The 24,575-nt window shown below is 72.6% G+C and carries 23 protein-coding genes; 18 read left to right on the top strand and 5 right to left on the bottom strand.

Annotation, left to right across the window (positions count from 1 at the left end; genetic code table 11):
- Positions 1-21: 21 nt before the first annotated feature.
- Together ACKUU6_RS04255 and rpsD are read left to right on the top strand one after the other, a co-directional pair.
- Positions 22-1,371 carry a replication-associated recombination protein A gene (locus ACKUU6_RS04255; protein ID WP_407987082.1) on the top strand — a complete coding sequence of 450 codons (1,350 nt, stop codon included), beginning with the start codon at positions 22-24 and terminating at the stop codon, positions 1,369-1,371.
- Between the two features lie 372 nt (positions 1,372-1,743).
- On the top strand, positions 1,744-2,358 hold the full coding sequence (gene rpsD / locus ACKUU6_RS04250) for a 30S ribosomal protein S4 (protein WP_184911720.1): 615 nt from the start codon (positions 1,744-1,746) through the stop codon (positions 2,356-2,358).
- Here rpsD and ACKUU6_RS04245 read toward each other — a convergent pair.
- Positions 2,346-4,496 carry an ATP-binding protein gene (locus tag ACKUU6_RS04245; RefSeq protein WP_407987080.1) on the bottom strand — a complete coding sequence of 717 codons (2,151 nt, stop codon included), beginning with the start codon at positions 4,494-4,496 and terminating at the stop codon, positions 2,346-2,348. The genes rpsD and ACKUU6_RS04245 overlap by 13 nt on opposite strands.
- 266 nt (positions 4,497-4,762) lie before the next feature.
- On the opposite strand from ACKUU6_RS04245, the gene ACKUU6_RS04240 reads away from it, so the two are divergent.
- The 5 genes from ACKUU6_RS04240 (at position 4,763) to mltG (ACKUU6_RS04220) (ending at position 10,105) form a co-directional block, all read left to right on the top strand.
- Positions 4,763-5,242, top strand: coding sequence for a DUF948 domain-containing protein (locus ACKUU6_RS04240; RefSeq protein ID WP_407987078.1), 480 nt, complete (start codon positions 4,763-4,765; stop codon positions 5,240-5,242).
- 2 nt (positions 5,243-5,244) lie between these two features.
- Complete coding sequence (locus ACKUU6_RS04235) at positions 5,245-5,682, top strand: DUF6167 family protein (RefSeq protein ID WP_407987077.1); 438 nt, start codon at positions 5,245-5,247, stop codon at positions 5,680-5,682.
- Positions 5,682-8,351: an alanine--tRNA ligase gene (alaS, locus tag ACKUU6_RS04230; RefSeq protein ID WP_407987076.1), complete on the top strand. Its 2,670-nt coding sequence runs from the start codon at positions 5,682-5,684 to the stop codon at positions 8,349-8,351. Before ACKUU6_RS04235 ends, alaS begins: the two co-directional genes overlap by 1 nt.
- Positions 8,351-8,833, top strand: a complete 483-nt coding sequence (gene ruvX / locus ACKUU6_RS04225; protein ID WP_407987075.1) for a Holliday junction resolvase RuvX — start codon at positions 8,351-8,353, stop codon at positions 8,831-8,833. Before alaS ends, ruvX begins: the two co-directional genes overlap by 1 nt.
- A 78-nt stretch (positions 8,834-8,911) precedes the next feature.
- Entirely contained in the window at positions 8,912-10,105 is a 1,194-nt protein-coding gene (mltG, locus tag ACKUU6_RS04220; protein ID WP_407987074.1) for an endolytic transglycosylase MltG, read from the top strand.
- A 100-nt stretch (positions 10,106-10,205) separates the two neighbouring features.
- Here the strand turns inward: mltG (ACKUU6_RS04220) and ACKUU6_RS04215 are convergent, their stop codons facing one another.
- Complete coding sequence (locus ACKUU6_RS04215; protein ID WP_407987073.1) at positions 10,206-10,592, bottom strand: hypothetical protein; 387 nt, start codon at positions 10,590-10,592, stop codon at positions 10,206-10,208.
- On the opposite strand from ACKUU6_RS04215, the gene mltG (ACKUU6_RS04210) reads away from it, so the two are divergent.
- The 8 genes from mltG (ACKUU6_RS04210) (at position 10,575) to ACKUU6_RS04175 (ending at position 17,737) form a co-directional block, all read left to right on the top strand.
- The gene (gene mltG / locus ACKUU6_RS04210) at positions 10,575-11,915 is read left to right on the top strand and encodes an endolytic transglycosylase MltG (RefSeq protein WP_407987072.1); all 1,341 of its coding nucleotides are present in this window, start codon (positions 10,575-10,577) and stop codon (positions 11,913-11,915) included. The genes ACKUU6_RS04215 and mltG (ACKUU6_RS04210) overlap by 18 nt on opposite strands.
- Positions 11,912-12,745, top strand: a complete 834-nt coding sequence (locus tag ACKUU6_RS04205) for a shikimate dehydrogenase (RefSeq protein ID WP_407987071.1) — start codon at positions 11,912-11,914, stop codon at positions 12,743-12,745. The genes mltG (ACKUU6_RS04210) and ACKUU6_RS04205 overlap by 4 nt, the downstream gene beginning before the upstream one ends.
- 117 nt (positions 12,746-12,862) lie before the next feature.
- Positions 12,863-14,047: a chorismate synthase gene (gene aroC, locus ACKUU6_RS04200; RefSeq protein ID WP_407987070.1), complete on the top strand. Its 1,185-nt coding sequence runs from the start codon at positions 12,863-12,865 to the stop codon at positions 14,045-14,047.
- Entirely contained in the window at positions 14,044-14,559 is a 516-nt protein-coding gene (locus ACKUU6_RS04195; protein ID WP_407987069.1) for a shikimate kinase, read from the top strand. Before aroC ends, ACKUU6_RS04195 begins: the two co-directional genes overlap by 4 nt.
- Positions 14,556-15,644: a 3-dehydroquinate synthase gene (gene aroB, locus ACKUU6_RS04190; RefSeq protein ID WP_407987068.1), complete on the top strand. Its 1,089-nt coding sequence runs from the start codon at positions 14,556-14,558 to the stop codon at positions 15,642-15,644. Before ACKUU6_RS04195 ends, aroB begins: the two co-directional genes overlap by 4 nt.
- Positions 15,641-16,081: a type II 3-dehydroquinate dehydratase gene (gene aroQ, locus ACKUU6_RS04185; protein ID WP_407987067.1), complete on the top strand. Its 441-nt coding sequence runs from the start codon at positions 15,641-15,643 to the stop codon at positions 16,079-16,081. Before aroB ends, aroQ begins: the two co-directional genes overlap by 4 nt.
- Positions 16,082-16,122: 41 nt before the next feature.
- Positions 16,123-16,860 (top strand): AAA family ATPase, encoded by a 738-nt coding sequence (locus ACKUU6_RS04180; RefSeq protein ID WP_407987066.1) that lies wholly within the window; start codon positions 16,123-16,125, stop codon positions 16,858-16,860.
- Between the two features lie 67 nt (positions 16,861-16,927).
- On the top strand, positions 16,928-17,737 hold the full coding sequence (locus tag ACKUU6_RS04175) for an Fpg/Nei family DNA glycosylase (RefSeq protein WP_407987065.1): 810 nt from the start codon (positions 16,928-16,930) through the stop codon (positions 17,735-17,737).
- Between the two features lie 7 nt (positions 17,738-17,744).
- On the opposite strand, the gene ACKUU6_RS04170 is transcribed toward ACKUU6_RS04175, so the two are convergent.
- On the bottom strand, positions 17,745-18,863 hold the full coding sequence (locus ACKUU6_RS04170) for an NADH:flavin oxidoreductase (RefSeq protein ID WP_407987064.1): 1,119 nt from the start codon (positions 18,861-18,863) through the stop codon (positions 17,745-17,747).
- A gap of 172 nt (positions 18,864-19,035) precedes the next feature.
- Between ACKUU6_RS04170 and ACKUU6_RS04165 the strand changes: the two genes are divergently transcribed.
- On the top strand, positions 19,036-20,676 hold the full coding sequence (locus ACKUU6_RS04165) for a peptide-N4-asparagine amidase (protein WP_407987063.1): 1,641 nt from the start codon (positions 19,036-19,038) through the stop codon (positions 20,674-20,676).
- Between the two features lie 27 nt (positions 20,677-20,703).
- Here the strand turns inward: ACKUU6_RS04165 and ACKUU6_RS04160 are convergent, their stop codons facing one another.
- Together ACKUU6_RS04160 and ACKUU6_RS04155 are read right to left on the bottom strand one after the other, a co-directional pair.
- Entirely contained in the window at positions 20,704-21,711 is a 1,008-nt protein-coding gene (locus tag ACKUU6_RS04160; RefSeq protein ID WP_407987062.1) for a helix-turn-helix domain-containing protein, read from the bottom strand.
- A gap of 27 nt (positions 21,712-21,738) precedes the next feature.
- On the bottom strand, positions 21,739-22,599 hold the full coding sequence (locus tag ACKUU6_RS04155) for an EamA family transporter (RefSeq protein ID WP_407987061.1): 861 nt from the start codon (positions 22,597-22,599) through the stop codon (positions 21,739-21,741).
- A 119-nt stretch (positions 22,600-22,718) separates the two neighbouring features.
- On the opposite strand from ACKUU6_RS04155, the gene ACKUU6_RS04150 reads away from it, so the two are divergent.
- Both ACKUU6_RS04150 and ACKUU6_RS04145 read left to right on the top strand, forming a co-directional pair.
- Positions 22,719-23,294 (top strand): helix-turn-helix domain-containing protein, encoded by a 576-nt coding sequence (locus ACKUU6_RS04150; RefSeq protein ID WP_407987060.1) that lies wholly within the window; start codon positions 22,719-22,721, stop codon positions 23,292-23,294.
- A gap of 142 nt (positions 23,295-23,436) precedes the next feature.
- Complete coding sequence (locus ACKUU6_RS04145) at positions 23,437-24,549, top strand: M24 family metallopeptidase (RefSeq protein WP_407987059.1); 1,113 nt, start codon at positions 23,437-23,439, stop codon at positions 24,547-24,549.
- Positions 24,550-24,575 lie beyond the last annotated feature (26 nt).

Here is a 24,575-nt window from a genome sequence, read left to right as displayed (position 1 = left end):
GCGCTGGCATACCCTTCAAGCGTGGAACCGGACCTCTTCACCGCAGCCGCCGAGGAACGCCAGAGCCAGGAGCCGGGGCGGGCCCCGCTGGCCGTACGGATGCGCCCGCGCACCCTGGACGAGGTGGCCGGGCAGCGGCAGTTGCTGAAGGACGGGTCGCCGCTGCGGCGGTTGGTGGCGAGCACCCGGGGGCCGGCCGCGACCAGCTCGGTGATCCTCTGGGGGCCGCCCGGGACGGGGAAGACCACGCTGGCGCACGTGATCAGCCAGGCCGTCGAGGGCCGGTTCGTGGAGCTCTCCGCGATCACCGCGGGCGTCAAGGAGGTCCGGGCGGTGATCGAGGGCGCCCGGCGCGCGGTCGGCATGTCCGGCAAGGAGACGGTGCTGTTCCTGGACGAGATCCACCGCTTCTCCAAGGCCCAGCAGGACTCGCTGCTGCCGGCCGTGGAGAACCGCTGGGTCACCCTGATCGCGGCCACCACGGAGAACCCGTACTTCTCGGTGATCTCGCCGCTGCTGTCCCGTTCGCTGCTGCTCACGCTGGAGTCGCTGACCGACGAGGACATCCGGCTGTTGCTGCGCCGGGCGGTGACCGACGAGCGGGGTCTGGGCGGGCGGTTGACGCTCAGCCAGGAGGCGGAGGACCACCTGGTCAGGCTGGCCGGGGGAGACGCCCGCCGGTCGCTCACCACGCTGGAGGCGGCGGCCGGAGCCGCGTTGGAGAAGGGCGAGGACTCGATCTCGCTGGCCACCACCGAGACGGCGGTGAACCAGGCGGCGGTCCGCTACGACAAGGACGGCGACCAGCACTACGACGTGGCCAGTGCCCTGATCAAGTCGATCCGGGGCAGCGATGTGGACGCCACCCTGCACTACCTGGCGCGGATGATCGAGGCCGGCGAGGACCCGCGCTTCATCGCCCGGCGGCTGATGATCTCGGCCAGCGAGGACGTCGGCCTGGCCGATCCGACCGCCTTGCAGACGGCCGTCGCGGCGGCCCAGGCGGTGGCCCTGATCGGCTTCCCGGAGGCCCGGATCATCCTCTCCCAGGCGGCCATCGCACTGGCGCTCGCCCCCAAGTCGAACGCGGCCTACCTGGCGATCGACGCGGCGCTGGCCGACGTCCGGCAGGGCCTGGCGGGGGCGGTGCCGCCGCACCTGCGGGACGGGCACTACAAGGGCGCGGCCAAGCTCGGCCACGCCCAGGGCTACCAGTACCCGCACGACCTGCCGGAGGGCATCGCCACCCAGCAGTACGCGCCGGACGCGGTGCACGGCAAGGAGTACTACCGGCCGACCAGGCACGGCGGCGAGGCGCGGTACGCGGACACCGTCGAGTGGACCAGGGGCCGGCTCAGGGGAGATCGGTGAACCTGGCTCTGTCGTCCAAGATCCCTGAAGGACCTCGGTGGGTGCCGGGAGGGGTGCGGGTGCCCTGTACACTGTCCCGAAGTGCCTTGTCCCGGGCAGGCGGCGAGTGAGAGCTCACCGACCGGCCGCACCAGCGGGGCAGTGGCCCGAGCCTCCCCTTCGTGGAGAGTCTCCTGGAGCGTTGCGCACCGTTTTCGGTGTCGCGGGCAGCCCACCACCTTCCCGGCGGTGGGCCGCACGTGTGCAAGCACAGATGTGCCCGGCCCGGAGAGCGGCTGATCACCCCCAGGGGTGGTTTTTCTCCTGGTCGCGAGGAGCGACCTCCGTCAACACCTGGTGCAGCCGTATTCATTCGCAAGGAAGGTTTGGTTCATGGCGAACCAGAAGCGCCCCAAGGTCAAGATTGCCCGTGCCCTGGGCATTCCGCTGACCCCGAAGTCCGTCAAGTACTTCGAGGCCCGCCCGTACCCGCCCGGCCAGCACGGCCGTGGCCGCAAGCAGAACTCTGACTACAAGGTCCGTCTGACCGAGAAGCAGCGTCTGCGCGCGCAGTACGACCTCAGCGAGAAGCAGATGGCCCGCGCGTTCGACCGCGCGAAGAAGGCCGAGGGCAAGACCGGTGACGCGCTGATCGCCGAGCTCGAGGTCCGCCTCGACTCGCTGGTGCTGCGTTCGGGCATCGCCCGCACCATCTACCAGGCCCGCCAGATGGTCGTTCACGGCCACATCGAGGTCAACGGTGGCAAGGTCAACAAGCCGTCGTTCCAGCTGAAGCCGGGCTACGTCGTCACCGTGCGTGAGCGTAGCAAGGAGAAGGTCCCGTTCCAGGTCGCCCGTGAGGGTGGCTACGCGGGTGAGGGTCAGACCCCGAAGTACCTCGAGGTCAACCTCCGCGCCCTGGCGTTCCGCCTGGACCGTGCCCCGCAGCGTCGTGAGGTCCCCGTGATCTGCGACGAGCAGCTGGTCGTCGAGTACTACTCGCGCTGACCCGCGGTCGGTACCGAGCCCCGCAGCCTTCCGGCTGCGGGGCTCGGCCCGTTCCCGGAGGTCTCCACCGACTCCCGGCCGAGCACCCGGGCGGCCACCTGGTCCAGGTCCAGCGCCGCGCCCAGGCCGAACGCCTCGGTGAACTCCTGCTCGGTCAGCCCCTCCCTGGTCCGCTCCTCGCAGGTCCGGTACGGGCCGTTGAACGAGCTGGAACCGAAGAACGGCTTGCCGACGGCCCGCCAGATCCGGTGTGCCGCGCCCTGCAGCACCCGGGCCTCGAACAGGTCGGGCGCCGGGCCCTCGGTCTCCAGCACCGCCAGCATGTCCAGCGCCAGCACCACCCCGAGCAGATCCCGGAACAGGTGGTTCAGCCGCACGCACTCCCGCGCGTGCGCCCGCGCGGTGCGGTTCTCGCCCGCCGTCCAGGCCGAGAACGCCAGCGCGTAGAGCGCGTAGGCGTACGCCCACTGCTCGCCGTGCTCCTCGCAGATCCCCCGGACCTCCTCCAGCCAGCGTTGCCCGCTCTCGGTCTCGCCCTGGAACAGGTAGGCGACGGCCAGCTCGAACATCGCCATCAGCACGTTGCTGTTCAGCTCGCCGATCGCGTCGTAGTGCCAGAGCGCTTCCTCGAACAGCTCGGTGGCCCGGCCGAGGTCGTCCCCGATCAGGGCGGCGCAGCCCTGCCGGTGCACGGCGTAGGCCAGCGCCCGGTCGTCGCCGGTCTCCAGCGCCTGCCGGTGGCACTCCGCCAGGGCGGGCCTGGCCCGGGCCAGATCGCCCTGGAGGGTGGCCATGTACCCGGTGACCCAGAGCGCCTTGGCCCGGGCCTCGGTCGGCTCGGGGGCCAGCGCGAGCGCCCGGTCCAGCCAGTGCCTGCCCTCGCCCAGGTGGCCGGAGCCGACCCAGTAGAACCAGAGCGTCCCGGCCAGCAACAGGGCGACCTGCTCCTCACCGGGCTCGGCGAGGCAGAACTCCAGTGCGGTCCGCAGGTTGGGGTGGGCCAGCCTGGTCCGCTCGGCGGTCTCCTGCTGGCGTGGGCCGAACCACTCGATCTCGCCCCAGCTGGCCATCCCGAGGTACCAGTCGCGGTGTCGGCTGCGCAGCCGGTACTCCTCGCCCGTGGCGCGCAGCCACTGGGCGCCGTACTCGCGCAGCGTGTCCAGCAGCCGGTAGCGGACGCCGAGCTCGCCCTCCTCCCGGAGCAGCACCGATTTGCCGATCAACTCGCTGAGTAGGTCGAGGAGTTCGTCGGCGCCCAGGCCCTCGCCGACACAGACGTACTCGGCGGACTCCAGGTCGAAGCTGCCGGAGAAGACCGAGAGCCGGGCCCAGGCTAAACGTTCCTGCGGCGTGCAGAGCTCGTGACTCCAGCCGATCGTGGTGCGCAGGGTCTGGTGCCGCCCGGGAGTGCTCCGGTCGCCGCCGGTGAGCAGCCGGAAGCGGTCGTTCAGGCGGAGGGCGATCTGCTCCACCGAGAGCGCCCGCAGCCGTCCTGCGGCCAGCTCGACGGCCAGCGGGATGCCGTCCAGGCGGCGGCAGAGCCGGGTGACCTCGCCCAGGTTGCGGTCGGTCAGCTCGAAGCCGGGCAGCACGGCGGCGGCCCGGTCCGCGAACAGCCGGACCGCCTCCGCCGGGGCGCCGTCCGGGCCGCTCACCGGCAGCGGGGCGACCGGCAGCCGGTGCTCACCCGGCACCCGCAGGGTCTCCCGGCTGGTGGCCAGCACCCGCAGCGCGGGAGCGGCCCGCAGCAGCGTCGCCGCCAGCTCGGCGCAGGCCGCCACCAGGTGCTCGCAGCCGTCCAGCACGATCAGCAACTCCCGGTCGGCCAACTGCTCGACCAGGACCTCCTCGGGCGGCCGGGCGGTCGAGTCGGTCAGCCGGAGCGCCTCCAGCACGGCGTGCCCGAGCAGCAGCGGGTCCTGGACGCCGCCCACCTCGACCAGTCGGACGCCGTCGGCGAAGCGGTTCGCCGCCGCGGCGGCGGCGCGCAGCGCCAGCCGGGTCTTCCCGACCCCGCCGGGGCCGGTCACCGTGACCAGCCGTCGGGTCCGCAGCAGTCCCGCGAGGGCGGCGAGTTCGGGCTCGCGGCCGACGAAGCTGGTCAACTCGGCGGGCAGCCGGTCGGTGGCACTGATCACTTCCGTCGCCCCCGGGGCTCCGCGGTACGGCTCGCGCCCTGCGAACCATCCCGCCCAACGAGGTGACCGGCCGGTAGGTTACTGAGCCGACCGGGGCGTCCGGTGCACCCCGGGGGCTTTCGTGGTGACCCGGCCCCCGGATCTCCTCGCATTCCCGGAGCCCCCGGTGGTGCGGGGCCGAGCGCCCGCCCCTGGGTGCGAGTAACTCGTTGCGGGGCGCGATAGGGTTCAAACCTGAGCTACGTGGCAAGTAGGGAGCGCGCAAGGTGTCCGTGGGAGAGCTGGCCGGTCTGTTGGTGGCCGTGTTCTGGGCGGTCCTGGTCACTCTGCTCGCCGTGGTGCTGGTGCGGCTCTCCAAGGTGCTGCGGGAGGCCACCGTGCTGGTCGCCGCCGTGACCGAGCAGGCGGTGCCGCTGCTGACCGACGCGGGCGCCGCCGTCCGGAGCGCGAACGAGCAGCTGGAGCGGGTCGACGAGATCACCGCCAACGTGCAGGACGCCGCCGCCAACGCCAACGCGCTCTCCTCCACCGTCGCCGCCACCCTCGGGGGACCGCTGGTGAAGGTGGCCGCGTTCAGCTACGGCGTGCGGAAGGCGGTCAGCCGTCAGCAGTCCGGTCTGACGGTGCCCCAGCAGGCAGGCGAGCGCGAGGAACTGGCCCGGCTGATCCGCGCCGAGGTCCGGGCGGCCACCGCGCCGCGTGGCGGCGGGCTGCTGGGCCGGGTACGCCGAGCGGTGAGGGGCTGACCATGGTGCGACGCATCTTCTGGATGGCGGTCGGCGCCGGAGCCACCGTCTGGGCCATGAACAAGGCCAACGAGGCCGTGCACCGGCTCACCCCCGACAGCTTGTCGGGCACCGCCGCGCGCGGCGCCCTGCACCTGGGCGACACCGCCAAGCGGTTCGCCGCCGAGGTCCGGGCCGGGATGGCCGAACGCGAGGAGCAGCTGCGCGGCGACCTCGGCCTGGACGGCACCGCCGTGGTCGAGCCGCCCCGGCGCCGGGCGTTGCGCGGCGAAGCCCCCCTCTCCCCGATCGGGGCGGCCCGAGCTATCAAGGCGGCACCGGGTTCCCCGGCCGCCGCCCTGCGCCCCAGCAAGCACCGCACCACCCCCCAGATCACTGATTCGACGCCGCGTCAGCTCGACGAGCTGCCCGGCGGAACCACCAACCGGAAGGACCAATGATGGAGTCGGCAGAGATCCGCCGCCGTTGGCTGCGCTTCTTCGAGGAGCGCGGCCACACCGTTGTTCCGTCGGCGTCCCTGGTCGCCGACGACCCCACCCTGCTGCTGGTCCCCGCCGGCATGGTGCCCTTCAAGCCGTACTTCCTCGCCGAGGTCAAGCCGCCCTTCAGCCGCGCGACCAGCGTGCAGAAGTGCGTCCGGACCCCGGACATCGAGGAGGTCGGGAAGACCACCCGGCACGGCACCTTCTTCCAGATGTGCGGCAACTTCTCCTTCGGCGACTACTTCAAGGAGGGGGCGATCAGCTACGCGTGGGAGCTGCTGACCACCCCCGTCGCCGAGGGTGGCTACGGCCTGGAGCCCGAGAAGCTCTGGATCACCGTCTACAAGGACGACGACGAGGCCGAGGCCATCTGGCGCGACAAGATCGGCGTCCCGGCCGAGCGGATCCAGCGCCTCGGCAAGGCGGACAACTTCTGGTCGATGGGCGTCCCCGGCCCGTGCGGCCCGTGCTCGGAGATCAACTACGACCGCGGCCCCGCGTACGGCGAGGAGGGCGGCCCGGCCGTCAACGGCGAGCGGTACATGGAGATCTGGAACCTGGTCTTCATGCAGTACGAGCGCGGCGCCGGCTCCGGCAAGGACGACTTCCCGATCCTGGGCGACCTGCCGAACCAGAACATCGACACCGGCCTCGGCCTGGAGCGCCTGGCCACCATCCTGCAGGGCGTCGACAACCTCTTCGAGATCGACACCAGCCGGATGATCCTGGACCGGGCGGCCCAGCTGACCGGCCACAAGTACGGCGCGGACCAGAAGTCGGACGTCTCGCTGCGGGTGGTCGCCGACCACATCCGCACCTCGGTGATGCTGGTCTCCGACGGTGTCACGCCCGGCAACGAGGGCCGCGGCTATGTGCTCCGCCGCATCCTGCGCCGTGCGATCCGCAACATGCGCCTGCTCGGCGCCACCGAGCCGGTCGCCAAGGTACTGAGCGACATCACCATCGACGCGATGGGGCCGCAGTACCCGGAGCTGTTCACCGAGAAGAGCCGGATCGAGGCCGTCATCGTCGGCGAGGAGGCCTCCTTCCTCGAGACGCTGCGCAGCGGCACCCTGCTGCTGGACACGGCGGTCGCCGAGACCAGGTCGTCCGGTTCGGCCGTGATCACCGGCGCCAAGGCGTTCCAGCTGCACGACACCTACGGCTTCCCGATCGACCTCACCCTCGAGATGGCGGCCGAGCAGGGCCTCAGCGTGGACGAGGACGGCTTCCGCACCCTGATGAAGGAGCAGCGGGACCGGGCCAAGGCCGACGCGAAGGCCAAGAAGCACGGCCACGCCGACGTCTCCGCCTACCGCGAGGTGGCGGACCGCTCGGGGGCCACCGTCTTCACCGGCTACACCGAGTCGCACGGCGAGGCCACCGTGGTCGGCCTGCTGGTGGACGGGGTGTCCGCCCCGGCCGCGCACGAGGGCGACGACATCGAGCTGGTGCTCGACCGCACGCCGTTCTACGCCGAGGGCGGCGGCCAGCTTGCCGACCAGGGCCGGATCCGGCTCGACTCCGGCGCGGTGGTCGAGGTCCGCGACGTGCAGGCGCCGGTGCCCGGGGTGGTCGTGCACAAGGGCCGCGTGGTGGTCGGCGAGGTCGTACTGGGCGCCCGGGCGTTCACCCAGATCGACCTGGACCGCCGCCGGGCGATCGCCCGCGCGCACTCCGCCACCCACCTGACCCACCAGGCGCTGCGGGACGCGCTCGGCCCCACCGCCGCCCAGGCCGGGTCCGAGAACGCCCCGGGACGGTTCCGGTTCGACTTCGGCTCGCCCGCCGCCGTGCCCGGTTCGGTGCTGGTGGACGTCGAGCAGAAGATCAACGACGTGCTGACCCGTGAGCTGGAGGTCTCCGCCGAGGTCATGACGATGGATCAGGCCCGCAAGGCCGGCGCCATCGCGATGTTCGGCGAGAAGTACGGCGACGCCGTCCGGGTGGTGACCATCGGCGACTTCTCCAAGGAGCTCTGCGGTGGTACGCACGTCGGCAACACCGCCCAGCTCGGGCTGGTGAAGCTGCTCGGTGAGTCCTCGATCGGCGCCGGTGTGCGCCGGGTCGAGGCGCTGGTCGGCGCCGACGCGTACCGCTTCCTGGCCAAGGAGCACACGGTGGTGGCCCAGCTCACCGAGCTGGTCAAGGGCCGTCCGGAGGAGCTGCCGGAGAAGATCTCGGGCATGCTCGCCAAGCTGAAGGACGCCGAGAAGGAGATCGAGCGCTTCCGGGCCGAGAAGGTGCTCGCGCTCGCCTCGGGCCTCGCCGGGAGCGCCGAGGACGTCAACGGCGTCTCGGTGGTGGCCGCGCGGGTCGCCGACGGCACCGGCGCCGACGACCTGCGCAAGCTGGTCCTCGACGTGCGGGCCCGGCTGGGTTCGCGCCCGTCCGTGGTCGCCGTCTTCACGGTAGCCAACGACCGCCCGGTGACCGTGATTGCCACCAACGAGGACGCCCGCGCCCGCGGCGTCAAGGCCGGTGAGCTGGTCAAGATCGCGGCCAAGACCCTCGGCGGCGGCGGTGGTGGCAAGGACGACCTCGCCCAGGGCGGTGGCAGCAACCCGGCCGCCGTGGACCAGGCGATCGCGGCCGTCCGCGGCCTGGTCGCCGAGCGTGCCGTCTGATGGAGGCTCAGGAGGGCAGGGTCTTCCGCCGAGGCCGCAGGATCGCTGTGGACGTGGGCGACGCCCGGATCGGAGTCGCCGCCTGCGACCCCGACGGGCTGATCGCCACCCCGGTGGAGACGGTCCCGGCGGGCGGCCGCTCGCAGGCCAGGCTGAAGGAGATCGTCGAGGAGTACGACGCCGTCGAGGTGGTGGTCGGCCTGCCGCGTTCGCTGAACGGCAAGGAGGGCCCGGCCGCCGTCAAGGTGCGCGCGTACGCGGGGCGGCTGGCCGCGCTGGTCGCCCCGGTGACGGTGCGTCTGGTGGACGAGCGGATGACCACGGTCACCGCCGCCCAGGGCCTGCGGGCCTCGGGCCGGAGCTCGAAGAAGGGCCGCTCGGTGATCGACCAGGCTGCCGCCGTGGTGATCCTGCAGAGCGCTCTTGAGACCGAACGGGTGAGTGGTCGCGCCCCCGGTGAGAGCGTCGAACCGGTCAGCTGATCATCCTGGTCTAGCGTCCCGAACGGGGCACCTGCTCATGAGCAGGTGCCCCGTTCCGCATTCGGAGGGGACGAGGCCATGACCGATCCGTACACCGCACCCGGCCTGGCACCCGGACTGACGCCCGGTCACCTCGGCGCGCCGGCGGACGAGCCCGAAGGGTTGCCGCCGGGGCACGCGCCGGGGTTCGAGCCGCCCGACCCGCGCCGGGTGCGGACCGGACTCGCCTGCTGCCTGAGCGGGCTGGCGCTGGCGGGCGTGCTGGGCCTGGCGGTGCTGGCGACCTTCCTGCTCTGGCCGTCGGGCCAGGAGAGGGCGGCGGACTTCACCGGATCGGGCTCGGGCACCGTGCAGGTCTCGGTGGGCCAGGGGGCGACGCTCACCCAGATCGGCCAGACCCTGCAGAAGGAGGGTGTGGTGGCCAGCGTCCGGGCGTTCACCGAGGCGGCGGCCAAGAGCCCGGCGGGCACCCTGATTCAGCCGGGCACGTACACCCTGCGCCGGCGGATGGCGGCCGTCTCCGCGCTGAACGTCCTGCTGGATCCGGCGAACGCCAACGCGCTGACCATCCCCGAGGGGCGCCGGGCCGAGCAGATCTACGCCGCGGTCGACCAGAAGCTCAAGCTGGACCCGGGCACCACCAAGGCGGTGGCCGTCCGGCAGGCCGCCGCGCTGGGCCTGCCGGACGCGGCCCGGGGCAACCCGGAGGGCTACCTTTTCCCCTCCACCTACCCGGTCACCGACGAGACCACCCCGCTGACGCTGTTGCAGCTGATGGTGGCTCAGGCTGCGAAGCGGCAGGCCACGGACGGGGTGACGCAGGCGGCCGAGGCGTACCGGCGGAGCCCGTACGAGATCCTCACGCTGGCCAGTCTGGTGCAGGGGGAGGCGGACAACCCGGAGGACATGTCCAAGGTGGCCAGGGTGATCTACAACCGGCTGGAGAAGTCGATGCCGCTGCAGCTCGACTCGACCATCAACTACGCGCTCAACCGGTCGACCCTCACCACCACTGCCGGCGACACCAGGCTCGACTCGCCGTTCAACACCTACCTGCATCCGGGCCTGCCGCCGACCCCGATCGCCAACCCGGGACGGGACGCGATCCAGGCGGCGGCGCACCCCGCGGACGGTGACTGGCTGTACTTCGTGACCGTAGGGCCCGGTGACACGCGCTTCACCGACAGCTTCGAGCAGCACCAGCGCAACGTGGCCGAGTTCAACGCCCGGCAGGCCGCGCAGCCCTCCTCACCGAGCGCCTCCGGCCGCTGACGGTGCGTCCGGGGCCACTGGGGTGTACCGCGCGGTACGGTAACGTCTCCCTCCAGGCGTTGCGCTAGCACGCCGGTTCGAGATGTCTTGCCGGATCGGCTTAAGGGGATCGATGACTGATCTGGGCGGGGGCTACCAGCCCCAGGGCATGCGGCCTTGGCAGCCGGGCGATCCCGGACCCGGCGGAGCCCCGGGCGGGCAGTGGCAGCAGCCGCAGTACGCCCAGGACCAGTACGGCGCCGGCCAGCAGGGGTACCCGCAGCAGCAGCAGCAGTCGTGGCCGCAGCAGCCCGGCCCGTACGGTCAGCCACAGCAGCAGCCACAGGGTTACCCGCAGCAGGGCCAGTACGGCTACGGACAGCCGCAGCAGCCGGGGTATCCGCAGCAGCCCCAGCAGCCCCAGTACGGTCAGCAGCAACAGCCGCAACAGCAGCAGTACGTACAGCAGCCGCAGCAGCCGCGCCGCCCGATGCCGCAGCAGGGCCACCAGCAGCAGCCCCCGCAGCCGGCCGCGCCGCAGCCCTCCGGCCCGGGCGCGGACGGCATCGACTGGGAGGCCGAGGCCGCCGCGCTGGACGCGCCGCAGACCCCCCGGGTGGTCGAGCCGGAATCCGGGCAGTGGGCCGACCACGAGGTCGAGGCGTTCGAGGAACCGGAGCAGGAGTCCTTCTTCGGCGAGCAGGACGACTCCCGCTCCGCCGAGCGCAACCGCAAGGAGAAGGGCAAGAAGTCCGGCCGCAAGAACAGCGGTGCCTGCCTGGTGGTCGCACTGGTGCTGCTCGGCGGCGTGGCCGGCGCCGGCTGGTGGGGCTACGGCTTCTACCAGCAGCACTTCGGACCGCCGCCGGACTTCACCGGCACCGGCAGCGGCTCGGTGCAGATCGAGATCAAGCCGGGCGCGGTCGGCGAGTCGATGGGCGCGACGCTCAAGGCGGCCGGTGTGGTGAAGAGCGTGGACGCGTTCATCTCCGCCTTCAACAAGAACCCCAAGGCCAACACGATCCAGCCGGGCTTCTTCACCCTGCACCACCAGATGGCCGCGTCCGAGGCCGTCAAGGTGCTGGTCGACGCTGCCGGTGGCAACGCGCTGATCGTGCCCGAGGGCAAGACCGCGGCCGTCACCTACGGGCTGATCGACGGCAAGCTGAAGCTCGCGCCGGGCACCACCGCGAACGTGGCCAAGACCCAGGTGGCCTCGCTCGGCCTGCCGCCGTACGCCAACGGCAACATCGAGGGCTTCCTGTACCCGACCAAGTACTCGATCAGCCAGGGCATGAAGCCCGAGGACCTGCTCAAGCAGATGGTCTCCACCGCCACCCAGCACTACCAGGACCTCAACCTGGACGCGGGGGCGCAGAAGATCGGCCTCAAGAGCGGTTACGAGGTGCTGACCGCGGCCAGCATCCTGCAGGCCGAGGGCAACAACTCGGCCGACTTCGGGAAGATCGCCCGGGTGATCTCCAACCGCCTGAGCACCCCCGCGACCCAGGGCAAACTGCAGCTGGACACCACGCTGCAGTACAAGCTGGGCCGCACCAAGTTCACCGTGGCGGAGAAGGACGGCGACAAGAGTCCGTACAACACGTACGTCAACAAGGGCCTGCCGCCGACCCCGATCTCCAACCCCGGTGACGACGCGATCAAGGCGATGCTCGACCCGACGCCGGGTGACTGGGTGTACTTCGTCGCGCTCTCGCCGCAGGAGACCCGCTTCGCGGTCACCTTCGAGGCGTTCAAGAAGGACGTGAAGGACTACTGCAGCGCGAACAAGCAGGGCTTCGACGAGGCTGCGGGGATGTGCAAGTCGTGAGCTCGCAGCACCGCGCGGCCGTGCTCGGCTCGCCGATCGCGCACTCGCTCTCGCCGGTGCTGCACCGGGCGGGGTACGCCGCGCTCGGGCTGACTCAGTGGCGCTATGGGCGGCACGAGGTGGACGAGGCCGGGCTGCCCGCGTTCGTCGCCGGGCTCGACCCGGCGGAGTGGGCCGGGCTGTCGCTGACCATGCCGTTGAAGCGGGCGATCATCCCGCTGTTGGACGAGGTGAGCCCGACCGCGCTGAGCGTGGACGCGGTCAATACGGTGGTGTTCGGCCCGGACGGCCATCGGCGCGGGGACAACACCGACGTGCCGGGGCTGGTGAACGCGCTCCGCGAGCGCGGCATCGACTCGGTCGAGGCGGCCTCGGTGCTCGGCGCGGGGGCGACCGCCTCCTCGGCGCTGGCCGCGCTGGCGCAGGTCTGCACCGGCGAGGTCACCGTGCACGTGCGCAGCGCCGAGCGGGCCGCCGAGATGCGCGAGCTGGGCGAGCGGCTGGGCCTGAAGCTGCGGACCGCCGACTGGGCGGACGGCGCCTCGGCGCTGGCCGCCCCGCTGACCATCTCCACCACCCCGGCCGGGGCCACCGACGTGTTCGCGGCGGAGCTCACCGGTACGCCCGGCGCGCTGTTCGACGTGCTCTACCACCCGTGGCCGACCGAGCTGGCCGCGGCGGTGGCGGCGCGGGGTGCCACCGTGCTGGGCGGTCTCGATCTGCTGGTGCATCAGGCGGTGCTCCAGTTCGAGTACTTCACGGGCGTGCCCGAAGGGCCGCTGGCCGCGATGCGGGCGGCGGGCGAGGCGGCGCTGACCGGGGCAAGCTGACACTGTTCGGACCGATCATGTCCGCAACGCGGACCATGCGCCCGATGGCTCCCGGGACGTGAAAGGATCGTGGGGAACGAACGCCCGGCCGTCCGGCCGCTGACGAAGGAGCTCCCGTTGGGTACGTTGCGCTGGCTGACGGCGGGGGAGTCGCACGGCCCCGCACTGGTCGCGACGCTGGAGGGCCTGCCGGCCGGAGTGCCGGTGACCACCGAGCTGGTCGCCGACGCGCTGGCCCGTCGGCGGCTCGGCTACGGCCGCGGTGCCCGGATGAAGTTCGAGCAGGACGAGGTCACCTTCCTCGGCGGCGTCCGGCACGGCGAGACCATGGGCTCCCCGGTCGCCGTGATGGTCGGCAACACCGAGTGGCCCAAGTGGGAGCAGGTCATGTCGGCCGACCCGGTCGACGCGGAGATCCTCGCGGGTCTGGCCAGGAACGAGGCGCTGACCCGCCCGCGCCCCGGCCACGCCGACCTGGCCGGCATGCAGAAGTACTCGATCGACGAGGCCCGCCCGATCCTGGAGCGCGCCTCCGCCCGGGAGACCGCGGCCCGGGTCGCGCTCGGCGCGGTGGCCCGCTCCTACCTCAAGGCGACCTGCGGCATCGAGATCGTCTCGCACGTGGTCGAGCTGGCCGCCGCCAAGGCCCCGGCCGGCGTGCTGCCGCTGCCCTCGGACGAGGCCCGCCTCGACGAGGACCCGGTGCGCTGCCTGGACCAGGATGCGTCGAAGGCGATGGTCGCCGAGATCGACCAGGCCCACAAGGACGGCGACACCCTCGGTGGCGTGGTCGAGGTGCTGGCGTACGGCGTGCCGGTCGGCCTCGGCTCGCACGTGCACTGGGACCGCCGGCTGGACGCCCGGCTGGCCGCCGCCCTGATGGGCATTCAGGCGATCAAGGGTGTCGAGGTCGGCGACGGCTTCGAGCTGGCCAGGGTGCCCGGCTCGCAGGCGCACGACGAGATCGTGCCGGGTGCCGACGGCATCAGGCGGACCTCCGGCCGGTCCGGTGGCACCGAGGGTGGTCTGTCCACCGGCGAGCTGCTCCGGGTGCGCGCCGCGATGAAGCCGATCGCGACCGTGCCGCGTGCGCTGCAGACCGTGGACGTGCGCACCGGTGAGCCCGCCAAGGCGCACCACCAGCGCTCGGACGTCTGCGCCGTGCCGGCCGCGGGTATCGTCGCCGAGGCGATGGTGGCCCTGGTGCTGGCCGACGCGGTGGCGGAGAAGTTCGGCGGCGACAACGTCTCCGAGACCCGCCGCAACGTGCAGGGGTACCTCGACAACCTGATCGTCCGATGACCGCACCGGTCGTCGTGCTGGTCGGGCCGCCCGGGGCGGGCAAGAGCACGGTCGGCAGGCTGCTGGCCGAACGGCTCGACGTCACCTTCCGCGACACCGACCAGGACGTCGAACAGCTCGCGGGCAAGCCGATCCCGGAGATCTTCATCGACGAGGGCGAGCCGCACTTCCGGGCGCTGGAGGTGCGCGCCGTCGAGGCGGCCACCACCGGGCACCCCGGCGTGCTCGCGCTCGGCGGGGGCGCGGTGATGGCGGAGCGGACCCGTGAGCTGCTGCGCGACCTCCCGGTGGTGTACCTGGAGGTGGCGCTCGGCGACGCGGTCAAGCGGGTCGGTCTGGACGCCCCGCGCCCGCTGCTCGCGGTGAACCCCCGGGCGGCCTGGCGCGAGCTGATGGAGGCCCGGCGCCCGCTGTACCTGGAGGTGGCCACCGCGGTGGTCGACACCGAGGGCCGTTCGCCCGAGCAGGTCGCGGACGCAGTACTGGAAGCACTGGAGTTGAAGACCCCATGAGTGACACCGTCACCATCCACGTCGGCGGCGGCGCCGGACACGACCCGTACGACGTGCTGATCGGCCGTCAGCTGCTCGGCGAGCTCGGCCGGCTGATCGGCACCCGGGCCAGGCGGGTGGCGATCATCCACCCCGAGGCGCTGGAGGCCACCGGCGAGGCGATCCGGGAGGACCTGGCCGCCGAGGGCTACGACGCGATCCTGCTCCAGGTGCCCAACGCCGAGGAGGCGAAGAGCGCCGAGGTGGCCGCGTACTGCTGGTCGGTGCTCGGGCAGACCGGCTTCACCCGCAGCGACGTGATCGTCGGCCTGGGCGGCGGGGCCACCACCGACCTGGCCGGCTTCGTGGCGGCCACCTGGCTGCGCGGGGTGCGCTGGGTGTCGATGCCCACCACGCTGCTCGGCATGGTGGACGCGGCGGTCGGCGGCAAGACCGGCATCAACATCGCCGAGGGCAAGAACATGGTCGGCGCCTTCCACCCGCCGGTGGGCGTGCTGGCCGACCTGGCCACCCTGGAGACCGTGCCGAAGCACGACTACGTCTCCGGCCTGGCCGAGGTGATCAAGTGCGGCTTCATCGCCGACCCGGTGATCCTCGACCTGATCGAGGCCGACCCGGAGGGCGCCAAGACGCCGGCCGGGCCGCACACGGTGGAGCTGATCCGCCGGGCGATCCAGGTGAAGGCCGACGTGGTCTCCGGTGACCTCAAGGAGAACGGCCTCCGCGAGATCCTGAACTACGGCCACACCCTGGGCCACGCGATCGAGCGCAACGAGCGCTACAAGTGGCGGCACGGCGCCGCGATCTCCATCGGCATGGTCTTCGCCGCCGAACTCGGCCGCCTGGCCGGGCGGTTGGACGACGCCACCGCTGACCGGCACCGCTCGGTGCTCGGCTCGGTCGGCCTGCCGTTGACCTACCGGGCGGACGCCTGGCCGAAGCTACTGGACGCCATGAAGATCGACAAGAAGTCGCGCGGCGACCTGCTGCGCTTCATCGTGCTGGACGGTCTGGCCAAGACCTCGGTGCTGGAGGGCCCCGACCCGCAGGTCCTGGTGGCCGCCTACGCGGAGGTCTCGGCGTGAGCCGGGTGCTGGTGCTCAACGGCCCCAACCTGGGCCGGCTGGGCAGCCGGGAGCCGGACGTCTACGGCGCCACCTCGTACGCCGGGCTGGTCGAGCGCTGCACCGCGCTCGGCCGGGAGCTCGGCTTCGAGGTGGAGGTCAAGGAGACCAACTCCGAGCAGCAGATGATCGAGTGGCTGCACTGGGCCGCCGACGAGAAGACTCCCGTGGTGATCAACCCGGGGGCCTTCACGCACTACTCGTACGGCATGCGGGACGCCGCCGCGCAGCGGACAGCTCCGCTGATCGAGGTGCACATCTCCAATCCGTACGCGCGGGAGACCTTCCGGCACAACTCGGTGATCGCCGCGGTCGCCTCCGGCACCATCGCCGGATTCGGGCTCGGCAGCTATGAGCTGGCGCTTCGTGCGCTCGCGGAGCAGCTGACCACCCGCTGACGCATGATCAGCCGTTATTGATCACTGGCCGGTGGCGGGCTGTGCCCGCCACCGGACCGACGTGTAGTGTCCCCGTCGGGAGGTGCTCAGTGACGCACGCAGGGGGAGGTCAGGTGCCGCCGGGCTACCCGGCCCAGCCGGTCCGGCCGCCGTACCCGCCGCAGGCGGCCACCGGCCAGTTCGCCCTGCCGGCCGGGGCGCCGGTGCAGCTGCCGCCGCCGCAGGCGCCCGCGCTCACCCTCGCGGTGCTGCTGATCGGCCCCGCCGGGGCGGGCAAGACCACGGTGGCCAGGCACTGGGCCGAACGCCGGCCGACCGCGACCGCGCACATCAGCCTGGACGACGTCCGGGAGTGGGTGCAGGCCGGCTTCGCCAACCCGCAGTCCGGCTGGAACAACGCCTCCGAGGCGCAGTACCGGTTGGCCCGGCGGACCTGCGGTTTCGCCTGCCGGAACTACCTGGCCAACGGCATCTCCTGCATCATCGACGACGCGGTCTTCCCCGACCTGCCCGCCGTCGGCCTGGGCGGCTGGAAGCGCCACATCGGGCCGGGCATGATCCCGGTGGTGCTGCTGCCCGGCCTCGACTCGGTGCTGGCCAGGAACGCCCGCCGCAGCGGCACCCGTCGGCTCAGCGACGAGGAGGTGGCCCGGATCCACGGCCGGATGGCCGGCTGGTACAACTCCGGGCTGCCGATCATCGACAACTCGCACCTCGACGTGCAGTCCACCGCGGCCGCCCTGGACCAGGTGATAGCAGCCCGGTTGGCAGGCCGCTGACCAGGCCCGGCTGTCGGTCCCACCTGCGATGATGGGCGGGTAGCCGGAACTCCTAGGGGGAGCAGCCTTGCCCGAGGGCCACATCATCCACCGCCTCGCCACCGCGAACGCCGAGGCGTTCGCGCACCGCCCGCTCCGGGTCTCCAGCCCGCAGGGCCGGTTCGCGGAGGGCGCCGCCCTGATCGACGGTCAGCGGCTCAGCGCGGCCGAGGCGCACGGCAAGCACCTGTTCCTCGGCTTCGAGGCCGGTGCCTGGCTGCACGTCCACCTCGGCCTCTACGGCGGCTTCACCTTCGGCGAGGGGCCGGCCCCCGCGCCGGTCGGCCTGATCCGGCTCCGGCTGGAGAGCGAGCAGTCGTACGCCGACCTGCGCGGCCCGAACACCTGCGAACTGCTCACCGAGGCCGAAAAGTCGGCGATCCACGCCCGGCTCGGCCCGGACCCGCTGCGCCCGGGCAGCGACCCGGGCCCGGCCTGGGAGCGGATCTCCCGGAGCCGGACCACGGTCGCTGCCCTGCTGATGGACCAGAAGGTGCTGGCGGGCGTCGGCAACGTCTACCGGGCCGAGGTGCTGTTCCGGCTCGGCATCGACCCGCACCGCCCCGGCCGGGGCGTCACCCGGGCCGAGTGGGACGCGATCTGGGCCGACCTGGTGGAGCTGATGCACGAGGGCGCCGGCATCGGACGGATCGACACCGTCCGCCCGGAGCACACGCCCGAGGCGATGGGTCGGCCGCCCCGGGTGGACGACCACGGTGGCGAGGTCTACGTCTACCGGCGGGCCGCCCTGCCCTGCCTGGTCTGCGGCACCGAGGTGCGGACGGAGAACCACGCGGCCCGCAACCTGTTCTGGTGCCCCCGGTGCCAGCAGCGCTGACGGGTGGTCAGGACAGCGTCTTGAGCGCGGCCACCGTGAAGGCGGTCAGCTCCTCGGTACGGTCGTCGAGGATCTTCGCGGCCCACTCCGGGTCGGCGAGCAGCGCCCGGCCGACCGCGATCAGGTCGAACTCGTCGCGCTCCAGCCGGTCCAGCAGCCCGTCGATGTCGGCGAGGCCGCTGCCCTGGCCGATGAACGCCTTGGTGAACTCGGTGTCCAGGCCGACCGAGCCGACGCTGACGGTGGGCCGGCCGGAGAGCTTCTTCACCCAGCCCGCGAGGTTGAGCTCCGAGCCGTCGAACTCCGGCAGCCAGTAGCGGCGGGTGGAGGCGTGGAAGGCGTCCACGCCCGCCTCGGTGAGCGGGGCGAGCACCGCCTCCAGCTCCTGCGGCGTGTTGCCGAGCTTCGCGTCGAAGTGGCCGGACTTCCACTGGGACATCCGGAACAGGATCGGGAAGTCGGGCGCCACCACCGCGCGGCAGGCCGCCACCAGCTCGGCGGCGAAGCGGGCCCGGGAGGCCGGGTCGCCGCCGTAGCCGTCGGTGCGCCGGTTGGTGTGCTCCCAGAGGAACTGGTCGACCAGGTAGCCGTGGGCGCCGTGGATCTCGATGCCGTCGAAGCCGCAGGCCTCGGCGGCGGCGGCCCCGGCGGCGAAGGCCGCGATCACGTCGTCCAGGTCCTGTCGGGTCATCGAGTGCCCGGCCTCGGAGCCCTCCAGCGGAATGCCGGAGGGGCCGACCCGGGGCGCCTGCGGGACGGGCGGCGCACCGGCCATCCGGGCCATCCCGACGTGCCAGAGCTGCGGCACGATCTTCCCGCCCGCGCGGTGCACCGCGTCCGCGACGCCGGCCCAGCCGGCCAACGCCTGCTCACCGTGGAAATGGGGTACGGCGGGACGGGTACCCGCCGAGGGATGGTCCACGTAGGTGCCCTCGGTGATGATCAGACCGACGCCACCGGCCGCCCGGCGGGCGTAGTACTCGGCGACGTCGGGCCCCGGGACACCACCCGGGGAGAACTCGCGGGTCATCGGGGCCATCACGATCCGGTTCCGCAGGCTGAGGCTGCCGAGCGAGAACGGACGGGCGAGTACTTCGGTGGCGCGGGACGCTGTGGTGCTGGGCATGTGACTCCACTTTCGGCGTGTGCGGTACAGGTGACCGAATCCGGGTGACGGGCCGTCACCTCGCAACAACTCAGTACCCGATCGATCGATTCCCAACTATCGGTGCTACATTGACAGGTTCTGGTCACCATCGGAAAGATACGGGTACCCCTGTCGGACCCTGGAGGTCGCGTTGTCCGCTCGTCCCGTCCTGCGTCGAGCGGCCCGCGCCCTCGGCGCGGCCGTACTGGCCCTCGCGGCCGTCCTGGCCGGAGGCGCCCCCGCGCAGGCCGACTTCGGCTCCGACTACCACGACCCGGTCTCCGCCGCACAACCGCTGACCAGACCGGACACCCGGTCCTGCAGCGTCGAGGTGATGCACGAACGGGCCTTCAGGAACGGCTACGGCAACCCGGCCGACACGCCCTACGCCGGTTCGCTCACCCCGCCCGCCGACTGTGCGGGGCCCTGGTCCAAGGTGGTCCTGGACCTGCACGGCAGCGTCGCCGGGCGGCAGTTCGACCGGCTGTTCACCGTCCGGGTGGGCGGCGTCGAGGTGCTGATGTCCTCCACGCCCGAGCCCTCCCAGGACGGCATCGAGTGGAAGGTCGAGCGCGATGTGACCCGGTACGCACCGCTGCTGACGGGCGCTCAGCCCTTCGAGTTCGACCTGCCCAACGTCACCGACGCCACCTACACCGGCGTCTTCGTGATCTCGGCCACGTTCACCTTCTACACCACCTCGCCTCGCTGGCCCGCCGCCCGCACCGCCGACCGGGTGCTCACCGGCGGCGGCTTCACGCTGGACCAGGCGCACCCGGGCAGCACCCGGGACTTCACCTTCCCGCAGAACCTGGAGAGCCTGACCGCCGAGGTGTACGCGCGGGGCGGGGGCGCCTGCGAGGAGTTCGCGTACGCCTCCGCGCCCGAGGAGTTCGTCCAGGCCAACCCCGGCCGGGGCTACTGCGGCCAGGGCCCGTTCCGGGAGCTGCGGATCGCCGTGGACGGCCGGGTCGCGGGGGCGGTCTGGCCCTACCCGGTGATCTACACCGGCGGCTGGGACCCGTTGCTCTGGCGGCCCACCCCCGGCATCTTCGCCTTCGACCTGCCCGCGTACCAGGTGGACCTGACCCCGTACGTCGGCCTGCTGCTGGACGGCCGCCCGCACGCCGTCTCACTCACCGTCAACGCGGCCGAGCGGCAGAGCAACGACTCCTGGACCGGCCAGCTGAACCTGTTCGCCGGCGTCGACCACGGCAGTGCCAGAACCTCCGGCGCCCTGACCCGGCACCAGGTCGCGCCCGAGGCCGCCGTGCGCACCGACCTCACCGACCTCGGCGGCAGCGGCGACTGGACGGTCACCGCAGCCCGCCACGACCTGGCCGAGGGCTGGGTGCAGACCTCGCACGGCCGGGTCACCACCGAGTCCAGGACCGACCGCACCTTCCGCTCGGCCCAGCAACTCCGCGACGCGGGCAACGCCCTGACGCTGCACAACCTCACCGACCAGAGCTGGACCAGCACCCGGCGGGGCGGCGGTCCGCAGCTCGTCAGCACCGTACGGGAGAGCGCGCCGCTGGACGTCGACTACCGCTACACGGCCGACGCGGCGGGCAACACCGACCAGCGCACCGCGATGGTGCTCGGCCACCACCGCACCGAGACCACCGGGGGCCTGCGCAGCACCGTCGACCACACCTACGCCCCGACCGCCCACCGGCACAGCGGCGACAGCACGGTCCGCACCGCCGACTCGGTCGAGACCTTCCGCAGCACCGGGCCCGGCGGCCCGTACGCGCGGACCATCACCACGCGGGACGGCTGGCCGGTGTGATGGGCGCCGACCCGCCGGAGGACGGGCTCAGCCGCCCAGGGCCTGCTGGATCGCCGCGGTGTCCTTGGTCCAGGCGAAGGACTCCGCCTCCTCGGCCGCTTCCGCCGCACCGAGCGTGCCGGTCCAGTCCCGGACCTGCTGCGCCAGCGCCGTGTCGGTGCTGCGCAGCGCGGCGAGCCAGCGGGCCGCCAGCTCGGTCCAGGCCGGGCCGGTGCCGGTGAAGTGCAGCTGGAAGCGCGGGTGGGCGAGCAGCCAGTTCTTGACCGTCGGCGCCTTGTGGGTGGCGTAGCTGTCGCAGATCAGGTGGACCTGGAGGCCGGCCGGCACGGTGGCCTCCAGCCCGTCCAGGAACTTGCGGAACTCCACCGCCCGGTGCCGCCGGTGCAGGGAGCCGACCACCTGACCGTCGGTCAGTTCGAGGAGCTCGGCCAGGCCCCGGTCGGGGTTGCCCGCGTACCCGGTGGCGCTGTGCCGGTTCTCGTCCACGCAGACCACCAGGGCCCGCTCCGGCGGGGCGAGGTAGAGGCCGACCACGTCATGGGCGCGGTCCATGGCGAGCGGGTCGGTGGCCAGCGTGACGGCCTCGGTGCGCTGCGGGGCCAGGTCGAAGGCGCGCCAGACCTTGGTGACGGTCTGCTGCGAGACGCCCGCCCGCTCGGCCAGCTCACGGGCCGACCACTGGGTGCCGAGCCGGGGCTTGCGGCCGAGCGTCTCGCCGACCACCTTGGCGATCTGCTCGTCCGTCACCGTCCGCGGGCCGCCGGCCCTGAGCTCCTCGGAGAGCCCGGCGAGGCGCTCGGTCAGGAACCGCTTGCGCCACTTGTTCACGGACTCCCGGGAGGCGTTCAGCTCGGCGAGCACGGTGTCCACCGGTACCGGCTTCGCCGCCTTGCCCTGTCCGGCGGAGGCGAGCACGATCTTGGCCCGCATCCCCATCGCGGTGGGCCGCTGCGCCAGCCCCTCCAGCGCGGAGCGCTCGGCGGCGGTCAGGTCGAACGAGGTGGTCTTGGATACGGTGCGTACGGTGCGTGCCATCCCGCAACTATAGGGACCCCCGGCTGGTCAGCCTGCCGCCAACAGCAGCGTCCCGGCCAGGGCGAGGCCCGCGCCGACCACCTGGACCCGCAGCAGCCGCTCCTTGAGCACCCCGCGCGCCATCAGGGCGGTGACCACCGGGTAGAGCGAGGCGAGCACGGCGGCGACGGCCGCCGGGCCGCTGTGCGCGGCGGCGGCGTACGCGCCGTTGGCGGCCACGTCGGCCAGGCCGACGGCGGTGAGCGGCAGCAGCTGACGCCTGGTCACGGCCAGGTCCGCGGCGGGACGGCCGGGCGGTAGTCGGCGGTACATCAGGACCAGGGCGGCGCCGCCGACCACGGTGTTGCAGACCCGCTGGACGGCGAGGGTGAGCAGCAAGCCGCCGTCGGCGGAGGCCTGCGCGATCAGCGCCATCACGGCGCCGAAGCCGAAGGCCGCGCCGACGGTCAGCGCGACCGTCCGCCCGGCGACGGCCTGGCCGCCGCGCTGCGGGCCGCCCGCCAGCGCCACGCCGAGCACGGCCACGGCGATGCCGGCGAACTGGACCGGCCCGGGCCGGTCGCCGAGCAGCAGACCGACCCCGACCGGTACGACGACCCCGACGGTGGCCAGAGGGGAGACCACCCCCATCGGCCCGAGGGCCAGCGCCCGGTAGAAGGCGAGCATGGCGAACGGCCCGACCACGCCCGCCGCGACGGCGTACCAGAGCGCGGAGGAGGCGTCGGCCAGGCCGCCGGTGGCGAAAACGGTGACCACCAGCACCACGGCGGCGGTCAGCTGGGAGGCCGCCACCACGGTGAGGGCGGGCAGCCGCCGGGTCAGTGAACCGCCGCCGAAGTCCGCCAGGCCCCAGAGCAGGCTGGCGGCGAGCGCCAGGACGGCCGTCATGAGGTCGGATTCCGGAACAGCATGGTGCACCTCGCGGTTCAGTGGAGTGGACCCGAGGAAGCGTAGTTCATCACAGTGAACTGAACGAACCATTATCTTCGACTGGCTAGGATTGCGCCGTGCCGGACCCCGACGTCATCTCCCAGGCCCTCGCCCGCAACCTCAAGCGCCTGCGCACCGAGCGGGGACACACCCTCGACGCACTGGCCGCCCGCTCCGGCGTCAGCCGGGGCATGATCGTGCAGATCGAGCAGGTCAGGACGAACCCCAGCGTCGGCATCGTGGTCCGGCTGGCCGATGCGCTGGGCGTCAGCATCGCCCGCCTGCTCGACTACGACGACACCTCGGTGGTGAAGATCGTGCCCGCCGAGCAGGCGGTGCCGCTCTGGTCCAGCCCGACCGGCGGCCGGGGCGTGCTGCTGAACGGCACCGAGGCGCCGGGCCCGCTGGAGCTCTGGCAGTGGGAGATGCTGCCCGGCGACGCCCACAGCTCCGACGCCCACCCGCCGGGCACCGCCGAGCTGGCCAGGGTGGACGAGGGGCAGCTGACGCTGGTCCTGGACGGCCACGAACACCTGGTGCCGGCCGGTTCCACCGCCTCCTACGAAGCGGCCTACCCACACGGCTACCGCAACGACGGCACCGAACCGCTGCGCTTCACGCTGGTGGTCTCGGTACCTCCGCCCGCCCGCTGACCCGGCGCGGTGGGGGTGCCGGCCCCTGACGCCCGCCCCGACACGGTGCCGACGCCGCTCCGCGCGGCATCGCCGGCCGACTCCCGGACCGATCGGGTGCGCTCGGGAGGCGGGTTGCCCCGGGGGTTCTTACGCTCGGGACATGGTTGAGGCATACGCGGCACGGCGTGAGCGGCTGAGGGAACTCTGCAGTGCCTCGGGGGCCGACGCGGCGCTGATCACCCGCGCCGCGAACGTCCGATACCTCACCGGCTGTGCTCCCTGCGGGGCGACCCTGTTGCTCACCCGGGAGCGTGCGGTGCTGGCGCTGCCCGACGACCTGCCGCCGGACGACAGCGGCGAGCACCTGCTGCCGGACGACCCGGAGGTGGCGCGCCTGCCGGTGTCCGGCGGGACGGACACCGCGCTGGCCGCCGCCGAGACCGCGGGCCGGCTGCGGGTGCGGGACCTCGCGGTGGAGGAGCACGACCTGACGGTCAGCCGGCACCGGGGCGTCGCGGGGCTGGCCGAGGGCGTCAACCTGGTCGACCTGGCCCGGGCCGTCGAACAGCTGCGCGTGGTCAAGGACGAGCACGAGATCGCCGACCTGCGGATCGCCGCCGAGATCGCCGACCAGGCGCTCGGCGAGCTGTTGGAGTCGATCCTGGTCGGCCGCACCGAGCGGCACCTAGCGATGGAGCTGGAGCGCCGCATGATCGACCACGGCGCCGACAAGGCCGCCTTCCCGGTCTCGGTCGGCACCGGCAGCCACTCCGGCCAGGAGTCCCACCTGCCGACCGACCGCCGGGTGGAGGAGGGTGACTTCCTGACCGTGGTGCTCGGTGCGCAGTACCGGGGTTACGGCGTCTCCACCGCGCGGACCTTCGTGATCGGAGCGGCTCCGGCCCCCTGGCAGGTCGAGCTGCACCGGCTGGTGTTCCGGGCCCAGCGGGCCGCCCGGGAGGCGCTCGGACCCGGCGTCCCGCAGCACGCGCCGGACCAGGCGGCCCGCGCGGTCCTCCAGTCCGGGGGGCACTCGCAGAGCTCTGCGCACCCACTCGGTCACGGCATCGGACTGGAGATCCGGGAGGCGCCGCGTCTCGGGCCCGCGGACATGGGTAAACTGGACAATCGCGTGCCGGTCACCGTCGGCCCTGGGGTGCACATCCCGGGGAAGGGCGGCGTCCGGATCGAGGACACGCTCGTGGTGCGCCCCCTCGAAGAGGGCGGGCCCGAGCTGCTCACCATCACCACCAAGGAGCTCCTCGCGCTGTAGCCGCCCCGGTGGCTGCGGTCCGCGCA

The sequence above is a fragment of the Kitasatospora sp. CMC57 genome, assembly GCF_045866025.2.
Lineage (GTDB): Bacteria > Actinomycetota > Actinomycetes > Streptomycetales > Streptomycetaceae > Kitasatospora.
Note: the sequence above shows the minus strand (reverse complement) of the source record. Positions and strands in the feature narration are given on the sequence as shown.

Bases quoted from the DNA above. Each gene is read 5' to 3' on its own strand.
- rpsD (WP_184911720.1), top strand. From the start codon at position 1,744: ATGGCGAACCAGAAGCGCCCCAAGGTCAAGATTGCCCGTGCCCTGGGC.
- ACKUU6_RS04235 (WP_407987077.1), top strand. From the start codon at position 5,245: ATGGTGCGACGCATCTTCTGGATGGCGGTCGGCGCCGGAGCCACCGTC.
- alaS (WP_407987076.1), top strand. From the start codon at position 5,682: ATGGAGTCGGCAGAGATCCGCCGCCGTTGGCTGCGCTTCTTCGAGGAG.
- ruvX (WP_407987075.1), top strand. From the start codon at position 8,351: ATGGAGGCTCAGGAGGGCAGGGTCTTCCGCCGAGGCCGCAGGATCGCT.
- mltG (WP_407987074.1), top strand. From the start codon at position 8,912: ATGACCGATCCGTACACCGCACCCGGCCTGGCACCCGGACTGACGCCC.
- mltG (WP_407987072.1), top strand. From the start codon at position 10,575: ATGCCGCAGCAGGGCCACCAGCAGCAGCCCCCGCAGCCGGCCGCGCCG.
- ACKUU6_RS04195 (WP_407987069.1), top strand. From the start codon at position 14,044: ATGACCGCACCGGTCGTCGTGCTGGTCGGGCCGCCCGGGGCGGGCAAG.
- aroB (WP_407987068.1), top strand. From the start codon at position 14,556: ATGAGTGACACCGTCACCATCCACGTCGGCGGCGGCGCCGGACACGAC.
- ACKUU6_RS04170 (WP_407987064.1), bottom strand. From the start codon at position 18,863: ATGCCCAGCACCACAGCGTCCCGCGCCACCGAAGTACTCGCCCGTCCG.
- ACKUU6_RS04160 (WP_407987062.1), bottom strand. From the start codon at position 21,711: ATGGCACGCACCGTACGCACCGTATCCAAGACCACCTCGTTCGACCTG.
- ACKUU6_RS04155 (WP_407987061.1), bottom strand. From the start codon at position 22,599: ATGACGGCCGTCCTGGCGCTCGCCGCCAGCCTGCTCTGGGGCCTGGCG.
- ACKUU6_RS04145 (WP_407987059.1), top strand. From the start codon at position 23,437: ATGGTTGAGGCATACGCGGCACGGCGTGAGCGGCTGAGGGAACTCTGC.